Below are 17,403 nucleotides of genomic sequence, written 5' to 3'. Positions count from 1 at the left end.
CAACGACGCATAAATAATAGTGAACTCGGACTAAATGATACTAATCCGAGTTTACATTGTATGAGTATTTTTAACTTTTAAAAGCGATAAATTAGATGGACTGCAACTGAATAAAGGAAAGGATAATAGGAATCTGCCGGATTAAGTTGTGACTCTCCATAACCCGCAGTAAAATTGCCTGCAACTTCGCCGGTAATGTGCTCAGTAAAATGATAATTTACGCCTACGCTGAAAGCAGGTCCAGGACGCCAGTCATTAACAACAATATCTTTACGATGCACACCAGCAACTCCCGCACCGGAAAAGATTTTCATTTGGGAATGAGGAATAGGGACCATGAGTTTTCCCATCAATGTCACGACTTCAGTTTGAGTCGTTAAAACTTCTAAGCCATCGTGATCGAAACTGAATAAACTTATAGAATCGAAATGAACATTGGCTTCAGGAAAGTGCACATAATTGGCTTCAATAGCAAAGTAACGAGTAAATTCATAACCAGCTAAAACACCCCAGGCACTTCCTCCTTCTTCAACTTTGATTGGCGTTGATAACATTAAGGCAAGATTTTGATTTTCTTCACTTGGAACTAAGCCTTCCCAGGTAGTTGAACCAAAACCGGCAATCGCACCGACATAAAAAGGGTGGTGGGGCATATTATCAGTTTCTGCCAAACAAAAAGATGTTGAAAGAAATAAGAATGAGAATAAAAATAATTTTGAATTTTTATTATGCACAATAAGTACTCTACCAAAATTGCTTTAATCATTAGAATTTCTGGTTGGGCTAAAGCTAGCCTAGCCCAACCTTAATCATTTTTTGTTGACTGTATAATTTAATATAAATTAATGACAGGGTTGCTTATTGGAACTACAGACTCTACCTCGAGAATCTACACCACCCAGGCGATAACAATTCCAATTATCAAGACAATCTTGCTTTGTAGTATAGGGCTGAGCAGCACATGCTTTTTCCAATGAACCATATACACTGACCATGCGAGCATAGAGCATATTCATGTCTTGGCACATTCCAGAAGGCAAACCAGAGCTAGTACAGTAACACGTTGCAACTGTTTTAAATGAAGAACAGAAATTAACATCGTCGGTAGGAACCGCATTACCACAAGCCGCAACATTTCCATTTGCAAAAACTGAGAAACTAAGTAAAAACATTAAACCTGCAAAAAATCCACGAATCATTTTTAACATCCTCCTTTGGGGGCGAAAATTTATCTGAATTACTCTATCAGAAAATTAATCGAGCTGCAAAAGATCGGCATTAATATTATGTGTTTAGCAGTCAATAACCTTAACTTCATTTGCCGTATTCTCATAATGTTGCGGCAAAAGCAATAGTAGGAATTCCAATCTCAATTGATTTAAAAAAACTGTTCTGCCTGTTCACGTTTTAACTTAAGTTCACGCGCATTATTCTCAATTGCTATTGGTTCCATGAGCCGAATAACCTCTTGTGCAATTTTCTCACGAAACGCGGGTTTTAAATTGGCAGAAATAACTAAGTAATGTGCATTTTGGTTGCCATCGCGCAAGAAACTGGCTTCAAAAATATAGTCTATTGCCAGCAAATCATCATTATTGTTTTTAATTTGTTTTGTATCAAAACCAAATAACTCCAAATTTCTATGAGAATACTCAATGAAATTGCCTCTGATATTAAGATTAATAAGAAATTTGGTATTTCGTTTAAATGACATCATACGACTGCCACATCGTTGTAAAATTTTTCGATAAATGGATGGTACTTTGAGTAGCTTTGTATAGAGTGGGGTAACTAAATTAGTAAAAAATTTTTCGATCATATTAGGTTTAAACGAGCCAATGGAACAGAGTTTGACTAAGTTTGAGCAGTGTTGATAGTTACTGGTATCAATAATCGCGTTACGTATTTGTTGAGATAAACTGATTAATGTGGCTTTATCATCAAGGCTAATTTTGGTGGGCTCCACTCTTAGAAAACAGCCAATCGTATTATCATAAATTGGATTATCACGTGTAGATTGAATAATATTTATATAAGTATAAGGAGTTTCACTTTGATAGTTACCACAGCAATTTCTTAAGGCTAATGCAATCACGGCACATAATGCATTATTAATACTGATGTGGTTGCGTTCGCAAAAAAGCTTGAGATGAGTTAATAAGTCTCTAGGGATTACTGAATAAGTAGAATAGGGAATATGCGCAGTTTGCATGTCTGCGATTACGTACTCTTCCGGAAATGTAAATAAGCTGGCATCTTTGAGATATTCGTCCCAAAAAGAACTGTCTTCTTCCAAATGCATTTTCATTGCAGTGCGTTCACTAAAAATATGCTCTTTAAAACGCGTATCTATTTCAATTTGCTCAAGCGCTAATTGATTATAATGTTGATAAAATCGCGATAATTCAGCGAATAAAATATCTGTGCAATAGTCATCAGAAATTAAGTGGGGCACGCAAATTTGCAGTTCCGATTCATGGCCATTTAAATAAAATAATTTACCAATAATTAAAGGAGTTTTTTTAGGCCATGGATAAAAGCTAATGAGTTGCGTCATCGACTTCTGCAGTTCATGCTCACTGTGTTGCATTGAGTGTGATGTAAGATCATTAATAATCAAATTAAATGTATAATCTTTTTGTATTTTTTGTGCGGGTTTTAATTTTAATACCTGATAAGTTAATGATTCATGTTTTTTTATAAGCGCTTGAAAAGCAAACTCTAAAGCGCGCTCATTTAAATGACCGAACATCCTTTTTCTAGCAACAATATTTAGCTTTTGTGCTCTAGGCTCAAATGTATTTGACATCCAGAGTAAGAACTGAAAATCACTCAAAGGAATATTGATTATTTTATGATAGTTAGGATGTTTGTCTAAGCGTTTTTTCTTATTCTTTTTAGTACTCTTGATAATTGGAGCGAGTGTGGCAATGTTTGTGGCTTTATAAAAGTCATGTATGCTAATGCCCCTATTTAAATCTCCGTTTATTTTCGAAATAATACGTGCTGCCGATAAAGAGTGGCCTCCTAAATCAAAAAAATCATCATGAATACCAATGAGTTGGACTCCTAATTCATCTGACCAAATTTGTGCAAGCTTTTTCTCTAAAGCACTAACCGGCTCAACATAGTTATGACTGACAATTAATGAGGGTAAAGGTAGAGCAGCTTTGTCCAGTTTACCATTAGCAGTCAGTGGGAATGAGTCAATCCTTACAAAAACTGAGGGGAGCATGTATTCAGGAAGTTGTTTTTGTAAATATTTGCGTATTTGATTTGCATTTAATGTCGTATTATTGTTTTTCAGTATGTAATAAGCGACTAATAGTTGTTCTCCAAAAGAATCTTTTTGGGCGAGTAGAGCAACTTCTTTAATAGCAGAATGGGTCAGCAAGTGTTTTTCTATTTCACTAGGCTCGATACGATATCCACGTATTTTAACCTGCTCATCAATCCTTCCTAAATATTCAATGACTCCATCGACGCGTTTTTTGCATAAGTCACCTGTTCTATATAAACGCGTATTATCATATGAAATAAATTGCTGCTGTGTTAATTGGGGTTGATTTAGGTAACCTCGAGCCAGGCATGTTCCGCCGATATATAATTCACCCACTTCTCCATCCAGAACAGGTTGACCATTAGTATCGAAAATAACGCAACTCATATTGGAACCAGTTGTCCCGATAGGTACGTTGGTATCTAAATCAGCACAATTTAGAATGTTTATTTCATAAGTTGATACGGCTACAGTTGCTTCTGTTGGTCCGTATTCATTATACAAAACATGTTTGGGGTACAGTTTAAGCCAAGATTGGCATTCAGCAGACGATAAATTCTCTCCACCAATAATAATGGAGTGTAATTGGGGCAAAGCAATGAAGTGATTTTTTGCTTCTTGCAAAAGCACTTTAAAATAACTGGGCGTTAACTTAATGGTATTAATGCGTGATTTCGCGAGATAATGTAAATAAGAGGGTACTTCTTTCTTAACGGGCTCTTCGCAAAGAACAACAGTTAGTCCAAGCATTAAAGGAATAATAGTTAAAGTGACTGCCATGTCAAAAATAGGATTTGCGGAGAAATCAATTCGTTGCTGAGGTTTGCAGTGTGTATAGTCAGCAAACCATTTACAGTAATTAACCACAGAACGATGCTCAATAAGCACGCCTTTTGGAGTTCCAGTGGATCCGGATGTATAAATGATATAAGCCAAATGTTCTGCGGTATTGGCTGGCGGTAGATTATCTATGGGCTGTTTTTTGATGCTGCTATCATCTTGATTCAAGAGAATCACAGAGCCTTGGTAGGATGTAAATTTATCTTTGAACGATGATTTTGTGATTAAAATTGGTGCTTGACTATCATTAAGTAAAAATAACAAACGCTCATTCGGCTGTGATGCATCTAAAGGTAGATAAGCTCCACCTGCTTTTAAAATGGCAAGAAGCGTAATGAGAAAATCAAATGAACGGTCTAAACACAGTGCAACAGGAGTGTCTGGCTTTACACCTAAGCTTTGTAAGTAATGAGCGAGTTGATTTGCTCTTTGATTGAGCTCTCCGTAAGTCAGTTTTTCATTCCCTTTTAGAACAGCGACATAATTAGGAACGTTGTGAGCATGCTCTTCAAATAAGGCTTGTATTATTTTTTTATTAGCCATTTTTTATCCTAAATTCGGCAGTTAAGGAATAGCGCGAAAAACTAAAAACTTATGCTGAATTCAAAGATATCTTAGTTATTTTTTATTTTTTGTGAATTTTTATAGATCTTAATTAAATTAAAAATTCTATTATCGTCCATAAGAAATAACTAAAAAACCTTTAAATTCAGTATAGTAAACACTACTGGTATATTCAAGATTACAGCTTGGGCAAGAGTCGATCCAGCCATTTGGGGAGGTACCAGACCCAATTTTTAAAGAGAGCCATGGTAGCAGGTACTAAAAAGCTTCGTATTAAAAAAGCATCAACGAAAATGGCGACTGCAATACCCAGCCCGAATGCTTTGACCATTAATACATCGGCGATTAAGAAGGAACAGCAAATCACGATAACGATAAGAGCCGCACTCGTAATAATACGGCTGCTTTTTTCAATACCAAAAATAATACTTTGATTGTTGTCTTTAGTTAACTGATGTGCCTCTTTAATTCGAGTCAGTAAAAAGACTTCATAGTCCATGGAAAATCCAAATAAAGCACAAAATATAATGACTAATAAACTAATATCGAGCATTTCCTGAGGTTGGAAGTTAAGTATATTCGCCATAAATCCTTGCTGAAATACAAACACCAATGCACCGTATGAAGCACAAAGGCTTAATAGCGTCATTAAAATCGCTTTCAACGGTAAAAAGAGCGATCTTAAGAGCAAAAGTAAGATGAGGTATGAAAATACAATGATCCATAGGATGGCATAAGGAAGAACACGATAAATACTATGTAGCACATCAATGTTACTTACAGCGACTCCAGTCAGTTGTACTTTTAATCCTGAACCTAATTTGATGTGATGTAATTCATTAATCAAATTTTTGGTTTCTTCAGAATTGACTGGATACTTGCTTATCACATTAATAACCGCTAAATGTTTGGTTGTAGTTGTTTCCAATAACTGTTTTACACGTGGATCGAGTAATTTTTTATTTAAATGATACAACGTATAATATTGATCCTTTTTTAGATCTGATTTACTGCTGATAATGCCATTGACCTCTTTGACCGATGGATTATGTTTTAACTTATGAACCAAATTATATATTTTGGACAAGTTATTGCGTGAAGTGATTGAAGAAGAGGGTGATTCGATCACCAGGACTATAGGATTTAATTGTTCAATCTGAAATTTTTTTGCATACACATCATAAAAAGCCCGGTGTTCTGAGTTTTCTGGAAAAATACGATAATCTGATATGCCAAATTTTGCTTCTAAAAATGGGTATCCAAGCACCAATAAAAATATAAGTATAGGGAAGAAAAAAAGATAGGGGCGACGTACAACTCGCTCTGCAAGCCAGCGCCACCAGCTGTAATGATTTTTGTTCCTAAATAAACGTACAGACAAGAAGTTAATTTTTGATTTGAGCACGGCAAGAATTGCTGGTAAAAATATCGTAGAAATTAATACCGCAAAAAAAACGGCGGCTAATCCACCAACGGCAACTGAAAATAAGATATTGACTGGAAATAAAAATAAGGCACTAAGACTTATAAAAACAGCCAGACCACTAAAGAAAATTGCTTTACCCGCTGTTTCTTGGGTTGTTGCAATTGCTTCTTCAATATTTAATCCATTTTTTAATTCATCTCTAAATCGGCTAATAAAAAATAATGAATAATCCAAACATAAGCACAAGCCGAGCAATAAGGCGATGTTGATTGTGAAAATAGAAAGAGTAAATAGATGACCAAGGAAATAGAGTGTGGTTAAAATGATTATTGCACATCCACCGCCTAAAATAATTGGAAGTGTGGCTGCGACTACTGAGCCAAATACAAGAATTAAAGTGATGATTGCTACAGGTGTAGCAACAAAATCCGCTTTATAAAGGTCAGTTTGTGTCTGTGTATTCACGTTTTGTACGAAAAGCGGTTCTCCTCCCAATAGGACTGTCATATGAGCAGGTTTTTTTATTGATTTTTTAAACTGTGCTAATAATTCATCACTAATAGGCTTATTCGTTTTGATAATCACTGCAACATAAGCTGTGTGTTTATCTTTGGAAATTTGATGCGTATCATCGGGGTAAATGATTTCGTGTTTAATTGGAAAATCCTTTAAATCTGACAACGATTTTTTAATTTTTTCTTTGAATTGAGATTTAGTCGCTAAAAGTTTCGGACTCTGGTACATAATAAGAAATTTATTTTTATCGTTGTAGCCCAACTTTTTATCCATGTACTGTTCAGCGCGCGCGCTTGCAGAACTCTCATCAATAAACCCCGTTGTTTTAAATGGGGTAATGATATGGGGTAAAAATGGGATGCAGAGTAAGATGGCAAGTAACCATAAGACTATAATTGGCCATCGCAGCTTATTTATAAATCTTCCTAATCTGTATGAAAGTGCTTTTTTTTGCATTTTTATTATCGGAACTCCATATTCCGTGGATTCATAAAAATTAATGACTCTTTATTTATATTAGTATAAATTAGACAACATGTGTAAATTAATGAGTGAAAAGATATTTGTGCATCAATATCATGATTTAATAACTCTTTTTTATAATTGTTTCGGCGTAGAATTTAATACCAGACTTATTAAAGGCGACAACGAGCCAATATACTTACCCGCTGATGAGCAACGCCCTTATAATGCTTTATATTTTGCTCATGGTTTTTTTAGCAGTGCATTGCATGAATGTTCTCACTGGCTTATTGCTGGTGAAGAGCGTAGAAAGCAAATTGATTTTGGATATTGGTATATGCCGGATGGACGTACCCTAGAGCAACAGACTTTATTTCAACACGTTGAAGTAAAACCACAGGCATTGGAGTGGATACTTTCGAAGGCGGCAGGACATAAATTTTATATCAGTATTGATAACCTCAATGGCGCAGAATCAGATAGTACCTCCTTTAAACAGGCTGTTTATCAGCAAGTCGCACATTATTGCACACAGGGACTATCACAACGTGCACAAAAATTTCGCGATGCCTTATGTGCTTTTTATAATCAGCCAAGTGCGTTGAGGATTGAAGATTTTTCGTTAGAAGAAATTTGAGTCATTGTAGCCTGGGTGAGTGCGTAAGCCGTAACCCTGGTTTCGCTGCGCTTCACCCAGGCTACAATGATTGAATCAATGATGTAGTACCACACCAATAGTCCAATCTAGATTTTGTGCTGGAGGAATATAATTCACGGTTTGATTTTCTGTTAAGCCATAGCCTTCTACCATTAATGCATAATAAAAAGCAGGTAAGAGACAATAGGACTCAATGTATTCGTCATTAGGAAATTGATTGCTGATGCTTTCCCATGGTTGGTGGCAAACCAGACTATTTGCTTGTTGCAGCAAATCTTGAATGGCTAACTGATTGTCATGGAACTTGAACGGTTTGCTTTCTACAAGATTTGGAAAACCACCAATGGCATACCACGAGCTGATACGGCTGGCAGCAAGAGGCGGTTGGACTTCTTTTTTAACTTTGTGCATTTTAATTAATGGTGATACCTCGTGTTCACAAGTAAAAACATCACCTTGTGCAGAGCTCCCGTCAGGAAGAGGGTAACCCTCTGAGAAGCATGAAGCTGTATCTAGAAGTTGGTGCGCCATTTCATTTTGTCCAAGTCCCAGAAAACTGTGCACGGATAAGTTGATATGTTGGCCATACAGATCCAATTCAACGTGTGTACCCTCATTGTCGATATTTTTTTGAATTGGGAAAACAATTTGCACCGAAGCGCCACCAATATCCATAACGCCTACGGATTGACTGGAAGGTGACTGGAGTGCCCCTATATGATAATTCACTGCAAGCCAATCGTATAATGCTTCATCATGCCCAGTAATTGTTTTTGCGTCCATCAGTTGCCATTCGGATTTCTGTTTAAACCAGTTTTGTACTTCTTTATAATAAATTTTTTGCTTGGTTTGGGGCACAAGGCGCATTCCTGCTGTTGCATAAAAATAAACAGGTATATGTTGTGCAGGAGCTCCTGAGAAGAGGGTTGTTAGGTACGCATCTATGGTATTTTGATTGGCTTCAATCATTGCAAACCCAGGTTTGACTTTCTTAGACCATATTTCTGAAATATGAGAAGGGGTATTCGTTTCATCAAGGTCATATGCAAATATATGAAGTCTTGATCCGGTACTTCCAGCATCAACAACGGCAATGCACTGATGCTCAGTACATGAAGCAGGATCAGCATAACCATCAGTAACTACTACAAAAAAACATGAAAGAAAAAGCACAAAACGCAGCATAATAAGAATCTCAATAATAAGTCGATAAATGATACAGTATGTTTTATTTATTTTCAATATGGTATTATGTGGAAGAAATGATACACTATTTTTACATTTTCATGTAGGTTGAAGTTACCTTCAGTCGTTCAGGTTGGAGCAAAAATCCAACCTTCTTTTTTATTTAGGTCCGTTTTTTAGGCAGTATTTTCATGATGATAAATCAAGAATATCGGGGTTCCATCTATGCCATTTTATCTGGGTTTCTTTATGGTTTTATTGGATATTTTGGCGTAAGCGCGATTCATGGTAATTTGTCCGCAAGCACTATGTTGTTTTGGCGCTTTCTTATTGCCAGTATGATTATTTTAATATTCATGCTTCCCAAAATTAAAAAAAACACTGATTCTTATAAAAATATGCTTATTGCTTTTTGCACAGGGGTTTTTTTCTATGGTATTTCGACCTGGCTTTACTTTTTAGCTTCGCATTATATAGGCTCTGGGCTGGCAATGGTTATATTTTTTACTTACCCAGTTCTGATTATGTTGCTCAACTATTTCTTTTATAATCAATCTATTCCCAAAATTTATTATTTAGCCATTGTAGTTATTTTAATTGGTATGGCGCTTATGGTGGATTTAGATGCGTTATCTTTTAACCTATGGGGAATTTTACTAGGTGTCGCTTCCGCTTTTTTTTATGCCTGCTATGTGATAGGCAGTAAAAAAAATGAACTTTCTCCCAATATGTCTACTTTTATGGTGTGCTTAGGTTGTATGACCACGAGTTTACTTGTTTCTCTTTTTAATCATTCTTTTACAATCCCGTCATCTATGGATGTTTGGTATCATTTATTTGGCATTGCAGTGGTTGCAACGGTAATTCCCATAGTCCTGTTGTTATACAGCTTAAAATACATCAGCTCAGAAAAAGCGTCTATTTTATCCGTTTTGGAACCGGTCTTTGTCGTTATTTTTGGTGTATTACTCTTAGGAGAAGAACTAAACCTATGGGGTACTATAGGCATTATATTGGTATTAACTGGTGCGCTGATTACTTTATTCAGCCATAAAATTAATCTTGGCCAATTAAAATTTCTATTCATTCGTAGAGAGCAAATTGGTTAGGACTATAGTCTGGGTGCAGCGAAGCGGAACCCGGAAAGCTTGACGTGGCCTAATAGATGGCCACGTCAGTTATGAAAACCCGGGTCTCGCTTCGCTGCACCCAGGCTACATAGCTTAATACCAACTTCCATTGCAACCGCCGCAACCCCCACAATCACTAGCGCATGTTCCGCAGCATGGATTGCCACTAGAACAATTGCCTAATAAGGCCGTTGAGCACACCAGAATTACAGCTAGTATTATTCTTTTCATTACCTATCCTTATTATGGTATGTATATTAACTATACTCTACGTTTTTGAATTTAACCAATTTATACTCAAGTAGTTTTGCACACATTATCTTGTCTAGTTTTCTGCGATGTATAACCATTGCAAATTCCATAAATTATAAATAAATATTTGATTTTGTGTAGTATTTAAATAAGCAGTAAGCAATTGATGGGATAAGTACCGATTATTGGCGATGTAGTGGACTAAATCATGGGAAACTCCTGCTATATCCCATTCACAGCCATTAACATAGAGTTGATATTCAGAGTACTCGTCTGAAGTTTGATAAGCAAAACGACAAGATGCGTCTCTAGTAAGATCGGTCCCTGTTTTTATTTCATTAATAAAAGTAGATAAATCAATTATCTCATTTTCTTCTAAGGGCAAAGGTAATTGATGTTCTGCCTGTTGATCTAATCGTGTTGCAAAACACCCAAACCAGGATTTGATTGTCTTCTCATCGCTAATTAATTGTTGTAGCAGTTGCTGCGCACTTTGCCACGCAGGGCGAATGATCTCAGAGGTCTGATGTGACTGTGTCCAGTCGGGATCCTGATATAATGTTTTGAATGTGCCTTTTTCAGCTAAATAATCACTAAGACTATCTAACAACTCTTGCCCTTGATAACTCCGATAGCCAAAGGAATAGGTCATGCAGTCTTCAGAAAGTGAAATCCCGTAGTGACCTACATGTGGCGGAAGGTATAACATATCTCCTTCTTCAAGAATTAGACGCTCTTCAACATCAAATTGATTCATGATACGCAGTTCGAGATCTGTAATGTAATTTTCATTAGTACAACCTTTCGTCGTGAGTGACCATTCACGTCGCCCCTGAGCCTGGTATAAAAAAACGTCATAATTATCATAATGCGGCCCAACGCTGCCATGCATTACTGCATAACTGATCATGATGTCGTCAATCCGCCATTGCGGTATGAAATCAAAATGTTTAAGTAAGGCATAAACCTCAGGAACCAATCTATCCACTCCCTGAACGAGTAAAGTCCAATGGGTTGTGGGCAGGGTATTAAAATCTGTTTCAGAAAATGGCCCACGCTTTAAATGCCAAAAGGGTTGTTCATGGGGTGTTTCAAAGACAATACGACTTTCGACATCCTCTTCAAGAGCAAGCCCAGCTAACTCATCAGCAGATAATTGAGGCGCAAAATTGGGCAATGCATTGCGAATTACTAAAGGTTTCTTTTGCCAATACTCTCTAAGAAAGGTTTCTAAAGGAATTTGAAGATTGATCATGAGTCGTTAATACTCCTCTAAGTCATGTGGTAGCCTGGGCTTTACTCACCCGGGCTGCAATAAATAAGTTTTTATTATAATCAAGTGTGTGCAATTTTTAACTCGATTGAAGAATACGCTCCAACTCTCCTTTCGCTTGACGTGAAAAATTGATGAGCTCACTTTCTTCATCAAAAAAATCAAAAGATTGGATTAACGTGGCCTCATCATGTTTTCTGAACGCGGATGCTTTTTTGCGAATATTTTCATTGTTGTATCCTAGAAACCTCATGACTTCTTTAGTCATAGATAAGGAGGAATCAAATAATTCTCGAATGAAATAATCCACGCCTATGCGATGTAGCTCATAAGCATGACGACGGTTACGTGCGCGAACAAAAATTTTTAAGTGGGGGAAGTGTTGTTTGGCGAGCTTCACAATCTGTAGATTTGCATCGACATTTCCAACCGCGACTATGAGCAATTTGGCATGTTCAGCACCGGCGCTCTTTAACAGGTCTAATCGACTGGCATCTCCAAAATAGCCAATATAACCAAATTTCCTAAGTAGCTCGATTTGTCCTGGATTTTTTTCCAATACGGTAATTTTTATATTTTCACCGTTGAGTAAGCGACCAATAATTTGGCCGAAACGCCCGTAACCAGCAAGAATGATTCCATTTTTTTCGTTAAAGGAATCATACTCGCGTTCGGGTATAAAGCTCATAAATTGAGGAATGATCAATCGATGATAGATAAGCATTAAAAAGGGGGTGGCAAGCATAGATAATGCAACAACAAGAGTAAAAAAGGAGGCCGTTTCCTGATTAATTACTTTAGTACTTCCAGCATAGTCAAAGAGCACGAAGGCAAACTCACTCCCTTGTGCTAAAGCAAAAGCAAAACCGATGCTTTGTAGTTTGCTTAAATCAAAGATGTGGCCCAGAAAATATAAAATAATTGCCTTGACAATAATTAAGGAAAATACGGCGGCCACAATGAGTATCGCATGATGAGAAAAAAGAGAGAAATTCATTGCCATTCCTACTGAGATAAAAAACAACCCAAGTAGAAGTCCTTTGAATGGTTGAATGTCTGCATCAACTGCGTGTTTGTATTCGGAGTTTGCTAATACAACTCCGGCAATAAATGCACCTAGAGCAGGGGATACACCGATAGACTCCATTAATAGAGTGACACCAACTACCAAAGCAAGTGAAAAGGCAGTGAATACTTCACGTAAATTGGTTTTGGCAATAATTGAAAATAAATATCTAGATAAATAACGCCCCACGAAAATGACGATTCCGATGATTCCAGCAACTAAAAGCGCATGTAGCCATCTGGGAAGATGCATAATGAATGCAGTTTCATGAGGATTCATTTGAATATTTTCATGTTGGGCGAGTAATGGAATGATAATTAATATGGGGATTACGGCGATATCTTGAAATAAAAGTACAGCAAATGATGCTTCACCCTCTGCTGTTTTCAGAAGATTTTTTTCTTGGAGCATTTGCAGTACTAGGGCTGTTGATGAAAGGGCCAACGCCATACTTACTGCTAGAGTTGCTTGCCAATTATAACCGAGCATCAGTCCAATGGCCGTTAAAATAATGGTAGTTAAGAGTACTTGTAGATTGCCTAAACCTATAATCAGTTTGCGCAATTTCCACAACATAGCGGGTTCTAACTCTAGACCGATGAGAAATAGCATCATGATCACACCAAACTCACCAAAATTCATGATTTGTTGTGCGTTTCCAATCAGTTTGAAACCAAAAGGACCGATAAGAATACCTACGATAAGATAACCCAGGACTGACCCTAGTTTGAAGCGACTGGCAATAGGAACCATAATGCTGGCAGAAGCAAGAAAGATAAAGATATTAAGCAATAAGTGACCATTCATAATTTAACTCTGTATTTGTATGTGTTTGACATTAAAACGTATGTCAAACTGGACTATCGAATTGGATCCCGTACACATGCTTTACATCCTTGCCTTCTTACGGGATAAGGTTTGTTTAGTGACATAAAAGGTATTTTATGTCTTTTATATTGAACCCACATTACTTTGCATGACAATTTTTAAATTTTTTCCCACTACCACAAGGGCAGGGGGCATTACGAGCAACTTTTGGTTTACTGATCTTATTTAAACCCTGCTTATGTACACCACTAACATAAAACCACTGACCATGCTCTTTATGAAATTCACTTAACTCATGTATCATTTGTACTTTGTTTTGTTCCGAAAAACGCGCGGCAAATTCGACAAATCCTTTATCAGGACCAGACATACTTGAGTTTATGACCTCTAAATTAATCCAGGTCACACTGCTTGTCCATTGCGCGGCTTCGAGTTCATTAAAACCTACTAAGGCTTTGCCTTTCATTGTATTTTTGATGTAATCAATTTTTCCCATAGTGTATGCAGTATATCGTGAGCGCATCAATTGTTCTGGGGTTTCCGGCAATTGCTTTTTATCCAAAAATAAACCGCAGCAAAGCTCATATGTATTTTGAGATCCACAAGGGCAAAGTGACATGATATGATCCAGCAAAAAGTAAAAATTGTATTTTGCGATTATATGCGATATGGCATTAAATTTTTACTACATTAACGTGAGTTCGACATATTATTTAGGATAAAAGAATGAATTCTTATTTATTCACACAAAATATAGAGCAAATTGATCAGCAAAAGAGTACTGACCAATTGGAGGAAGGTAAAGTCTTATTTTTCCCAGAATATTTTTTCTCTTCTGTTGATCCTGAGCTACTCTCAGAAAATCTTTTAGATGGCAGTCGAAAAAATGTCAGTTATGATATTCGGAATAAAAAGCTGAGTGCTTATAAAAAAGACACGAGTGGTTTGGATATTAAGCTTACTGCGATGATGCATGGTTATGCAGAATTTGCTCATCAATTAATTCAGAGGACTCTGCCTTCTTATATTCCTCATTTGCAATGGGGCAGGACCAGTTTCAGACCTGCGCAAATTGATGGACGTCGTTCCTCAAAACGAAAGGATGATACTCGTTTGCATGTTGATTCTTTTGCAGCAAGCCCGGTCCATGGCTTGAGAATCTTGCGTGTTTTTTGCAATATAAATCCTCATAGTGAACCGCGAGTATGGAATCTTGGGGAGCCATTTGCTGATGTTCTTCATCGTTTTGCCCCCCAAATCACTCCTTACAATAAAATAAAAGCAAAAATGCTGAAACTGGTCAAAGCAACGAAAACTTTGCGTTCACCTTATGACCATTACATGTTGCATTTACATGACACGATGAAGTTGGATGATGTGTATCAGGCGCAGGTTGAAAAGGTACAAATTGATTTTCCAGCCAAAAGTACTTGGATAGTTTTTACAGATCATGTGTCACATGCTGCATTGAGTGGCCAACACTTGTTAGAACAAACGTTCTATCTTCCTGCTGATAAAATGGCAACACCAGATCATTCTCCTTTACATTATTGGAAGAAACTTAGACCCGAAGTGGGTGTTTGTTATTCATAGGGATTTATGTCTGATCACCTCGATTTCCATTAAGTCATTTTGACAATAAATTTTAAAGGAAATATAATTGGCATAATTTTTGTTACTTTGTTTTTTATTATGCCAATTATAAATGCGAGAGACAATAAGAGGACTGCTGATTTTCTGTTTTTGATACGCTATATGCCTCGTGTTGCATTAAATACGGTGAAATATGGTTTTTACGGTGCTTTGTTTGGTTTTGGTAGTAGTTTTTTATTTTCAGAAGCATTGAAAAGATTTGCTGCAGAAAATCCAGAAGTGGTTAATCTTGATGGTCAACACGTTCCTGATGATGAACAATTTCTAAAGTTTTCACGCCATTCTGCTTTCACAAAACATACCCCTCCTATGTCGGAAATAATTCCCATTTACTCTGCTATTGTTGGGGGATGTGCGGGAGCCTTTTTTGGTCTCAACAAATCATATATGGAATTTTCTGAAAAACGGTCAGAAGACCGGGAATTAAGACGATTAGATATGGTTTAAAAGAGGAGGCTATCACGTCATCCTTGCCAGTTCATAAATTGCTCCGCCTCCTAAATTGTAGCCTGGGTGCAGCGAAGCGGAACCCGGGAGAGAAGTACCTGATTTCTTATTTGCAACCCGGATTACGGCTTTGCCTACACCCAGGCTACAGCGTAGCGTCTATTGTAAATACGGCTGTATATGTATTTTTTTGTTATTGTCCCTGAAAAAAATCATTTTAAATCAATTAACTAACTGGACGAATAAGTCATATTTAATTCTTGTTTTAGGCACAACGTCTAGCCCACCCTCAAGCCCGATAGACGGTAGGATTAATGGCGATGTTTTAAAAACTGTTCAATCCCGCGTGGTGTCAAGGGCTTGCTGAAAAGAAATCCCTGAACTTCGTCACAGTGTTGTTGCTTTAAAAAATCCAGTTGTTTCTGACTTTCTACTCCTTCAGCAAGAACTTTAAAATTAAAGCTACGTGCCATAGAAATGATTGCTTCAATAATGACTTCATCACTGCGAGAAGAGGATATATTTTGAATAAAGGATTGGTCTATTTTCAGGCAATCGATATGCAGTTGTTTCAGATAATTGATGCTGGAATTTCCTGCCCCAAAATCATCTAAAGCAATACGGATGCCTATTTGCTTAAGCTGATTGAGGGTTTGTATGATATCCCTATGCGTTATAATCACGTTTTCGGAAATTTCAAATTCTATATGTTGCGGATCCATCAGATGCTCTTTTAAAATTTTTTCGACAACATAAATAAAATCGGGTTGTCGTAACTGACGAGTAGTAATATTTATAGCCACCCGAATATAAGGTAGTCCTTTTTTATGCCAAGCTTTTATTTGTTGACAAACCTCGCTGATAATCCATTCACCCATAGGTATAATTAAACCCGTTTCTTCTGCTAAGGGAATGAAGTCTAGAGGCAGTAATAATCCTTTCTCTGGGTGATTCCAGCGAATTAAGGCTTCAACGGACAATAAGTCTTCCTTATCAATGTTGAATTGTGGTTGGTATAACAGGAAAAACTCTTTGTTTTTAATGGCCCTGCGTAAATCCGACTCGAGTTTAAAGCATTTATCAGAATATTCATGCAATTGGGGCGAGTAAAAGCAGTATTGATTGCCCCCACGTTCTTTAGCCTGATACATGGCTAAATCAGAGTTTTTTAATAAATCACTGGGAGTACTCCCATCTTGTGGATAGAGACTTATTCCTACTGCTGTAGTAATCACTAAATCCCGATTTGCAATTTTAAATGGCTCTTTCATGGCGTCTAAAATTTTATTGGCAATAACTTTAATGTCTTCATTTTGGGTTATGTGGCAGGTCATGACAAATTCATCACCTCCAATTCGAGCGATAGTATCTTCTTTGCGAATTAAAGGTGACCAGCGTTGTGCAACTAAACGTAATAATTGATCACCAACTTCATGTGACAAGCTGTCATTCACTAATTTAAATCGATCTAAATCAAAATACAGAAGTGCAAATTGTTGTTTATGTTTTTTTGCATACTCAATCCCCGTTTGTATTTTGTCAATTAACAATGCTCGATTAGGTAACTCGGTTAATGGATCATGTAAGGCTTGATATTTAAGTTGTTTTTCAAGGTTTGCCCGTTCCGTTATATCACGAAAACTCCAAACACGGCCGATCGTATGCTCATTCAAACGATGAGGAAGCGTATAGCATTCCAATATTTTACCATTCTTAAACGTCACAATATCGCGAGTGATTTCATCAATATTTTTCCTGAGACGATTTATACCCGCTAAATACTCTCTGGGTTTAGCGAGCTGATTGAGCATGTAATACAAAAT

General features: G+C 36.9%; 13 protein-coding genes. 4 read left to right on the top strand and 9 right to left on the bottom strand.

All coding sequences use genetic code 11. The annotated features are described in order from the left end of the window. Positions 1-77: 77 nt before the first annotated feature. From BGO44_RS08950 to BGO44_RS08935, 4 genes are all read right to left on the bottom strand, one after another. Positions 78-734: an outer membrane beta-barrel protein gene (locus BGO44_RS08950; protein WP_083503914.1), complete on the bottom strand. Its 657-nt coding sequence runs from the start codon at positions 732-734 to the stop codon at positions 78-80. A gap of 108 nt (positions 735-842) precedes the next feature. Then, positions 843-1,208 carry a hypothetical protein gene (locus BGO44_RS08945; RefSeq protein ID WP_237760430.1) on the bottom strand — a complete coding sequence of 122 codons (366 nt, stop codon included), beginning with the start codon at positions 1,206-1,208 and terminating at the stop codon, positions 843-845. A 170-nt stretch (positions 1,209-1,378) separates the two neighbouring features. Further along, on the bottom strand, positions 1,379-4,663 hold the full coding sequence (locus BGO44_RS08940; RefSeq protein ID WP_273200025.1) for a non-ribosomal peptide synthetase: 3,285 nt from the start codon (positions 4,661-4,663) through the stop codon (positions 1,379-1,381). A 199-nt stretch (positions 4,664-4,862) separates the two neighbouring features. Further along, a complete protein-coding gene (locus BGO44_RS08935) occupies positions 4,863-7,082 on the bottom strand; it encodes an MMPL family transporter (protein ID WP_273200028.1) in 2,220 nt (739 codons plus the stop codon). 109 nt (positions 7,083-7,191) lie between these two features. Here BGO44_RS08935 and BGO44_RS08930 point away from each other — a divergent pair, with 109 nt between their 5' ends. Then, positions 7,192-7,725: an elongation factor P hydroxylase gene (locus BGO44_RS08930; RefSeq protein ID WP_273200043.1), complete on the top strand. Its 534-nt coding sequence runs from the start codon at positions 7,192-7,194 to the stop codon at positions 7,723-7,725. A 75-nt stretch (positions 7,726-7,800) separates the two neighbouring features. On the opposite strand, the gene BGO44_RS08925 is transcribed toward BGO44_RS08930, so the two are convergent. After that, a complete protein-coding gene (locus BGO44_RS08925; RefSeq protein WP_273200030.1) occupies positions 7,801-8,931 on the bottom strand; it encodes an acetate and sugar kinases/Hsc70/actin family protein in 1,131 nt (376 codons plus the stop codon). A gap of 194 nt (positions 8,932-9,125) precedes the next feature. Here BGO44_RS08925 and BGO44_RS08920 point away from each other — a divergent pair, with 194 nt between their 5' ends. Then, a complete protein-coding gene (locus BGO44_RS08920; protein ID WP_273200046.1) occupies positions 9,126-10,040 on the top strand; it encodes a DMT family transporter in 915 nt (304 codons plus the stop codon). Positions 10,041-10,386: 346 nt separating this feature from the next. Here BGO44_RS08920 and BGO44_RS08915 read toward each other — a convergent pair whose 3' ends face one another. From BGO44_RS08915 to BGO44_RS08905, 3 genes are all read right to left on the bottom strand, one after another. Further along, positions 10,387-11,568, bottom strand: a complete 1,182-nt coding sequence (locus tag BGO44_RS08915; RefSeq protein WP_273200033.1) for a JmjC domain-containing protein — start codon at positions 11,566-11,568, stop codon at positions 10,387-10,389. 97 nt (positions 11,569-11,665) lie between these two features. Beyond that, positions 11,666-13,459, bottom strand: a complete 1,794-nt coding sequence (locus tag BGO44_RS08910; RefSeq protein ID WP_058510023.1) for a monovalent cation:proton antiporter-2 (CPA2) family protein — start codon at positions 13,457-13,459, stop codon at positions 11,666-11,668. Between the two features lie 160 nt (positions 13,460-13,619). Continuing rightward, positions 13,620-14,099 (bottom strand): YchJ family protein, encoded by a 480-nt coding sequence (locus tag BGO44_RS08905; protein ID WP_273200035.1) that lies wholly within the window; start codon positions 14,097-14,099, stop codon positions 13,620-13,622. Between the two features lie 107 nt (positions 14,100-14,206). Between BGO44_RS08905 and kdoO the strand changes: the two genes are divergently transcribed. Both kdoO and BGO44_RS08895 read left to right on the top strand, forming a co-directional pair. After that, a complete protein-coding gene (kdoO, locus tag BGO44_RS08900) occupies positions 14,207-15,073 on the top strand; it encodes a Kdo hydroxylase KdoO (RefSeq protein ID WP_273200037.1) in 867 nt (288 codons plus the stop codon). A gap of 99 nt (positions 15,074-15,172) precedes the next feature. After that, complete coding sequence (locus tag BGO44_RS08895; RefSeq protein ID WP_273200040.1) at positions 15,173-15,580, top strand: hypothetical protein; 408 nt, start codon at positions 15,173-15,175, stop codon at positions 15,578-15,580. A 311-nt stretch (positions 15,581-15,891) separates the two neighbouring features. On the opposite strand, the gene BGO44_RS08890 is transcribed toward BGO44_RS08895, so the two are convergent. After that, positions 15,892-17,403 (bottom strand): putative bifunctional diguanylate cyclase/phosphodiesterase (locus BGO44_RS08890; protein WP_286823060.1); only part of this gene is annotated, 1,512 nt, incomplete at its 5' end.

The sequence above is a fragment of the Legionella sp. 39-23 genome (assembly GCF_001897665.1).
Lineage (GTDB): Bacteria > Pseudomonadota > Gammaproteobacteria > Legionellales > Legionellaceae > Legionella > Legionella steelei.
The sequence above is the reverse complement of the archived record's forward strand: the minus strand, read 5'-3'. Positions and strand labels throughout refer to the sequence as shown.

What these genes read in the sequence shown, in the direction of transcription:
- BGO44_RS08945 (WP_237760430.1), bottom strand. Translation starts at nt 1,208, where the DNA reads ATGTTAAAAATGATTCGTGGATTTTTTGCAGGTTTAATGTTTTTACTT.
- kdoO (WP_273200037.1), top strand. Translation starts at nt 14,207, where the DNA reads ATGAATTCTTATTTATTCACACAAAATATAGAGCAAATTGATCAGCAA.
- BGO44_RS08935 (WP_273200028.1), bottom strand. Translation starts at nt 7,082, where the DNA reads ATGCAAAAAAAAGCACTTTCATACAGATTAGGAAGATTTATAAATAAG.
- BGO44_RS08910 (WP_058510023.1), bottom strand. Translation starts at nt 13,459, where the DNA reads ATGAATGGTCACTTATTGCTTAATATCTTTATCTTTCTTGCTTCTGCC.
- BGO44_RS08895 (WP_273200040.1), top strand. Translation starts at nt 15,173, where the DNA reads ATGCCAATTATAAATGCGAGAGACAATAAGAGGACTGCTGATTTTCTG.
- BGO44_RS08915 (WP_273200033.1), bottom strand. Translation starts at nt 11,568, where the DNA reads ATGATCAATCTTCAAATTCCTTTAGAAACCTTTCTTAGAGAGTATTGG.
- BGO44_RS08925 (WP_273200030.1), bottom strand. Translation starts at nt 8,931, where the DNA reads ATGCTGCGTTTTGTGCTTTTTCTTTCATGTTTTTTTGTAGTAGTTACT.
- BGO44_RS08940 (WP_273200025.1), bottom strand. Translation starts at nt 4,663, where the DNA reads ATGGCTAATAAAAAAATAATACAAGCCTTATTTGAAGAGCATGCTCAC.
- BGO44_RS08920 (WP_273200046.1), top strand. Translation starts at nt 9,126, where the DNA reads ATGATAAATCAAGAATATCGGGGTTCCATCTATGCCATTTTATCTGGG.
- BGO44_RS08905 (WP_273200035.1), bottom strand. Translation starts at nt 14,099, where the DNA reads ATGTCACTTTGCCCTTGTGGATCTCAAAATACATATGAGCTTTGCTGC.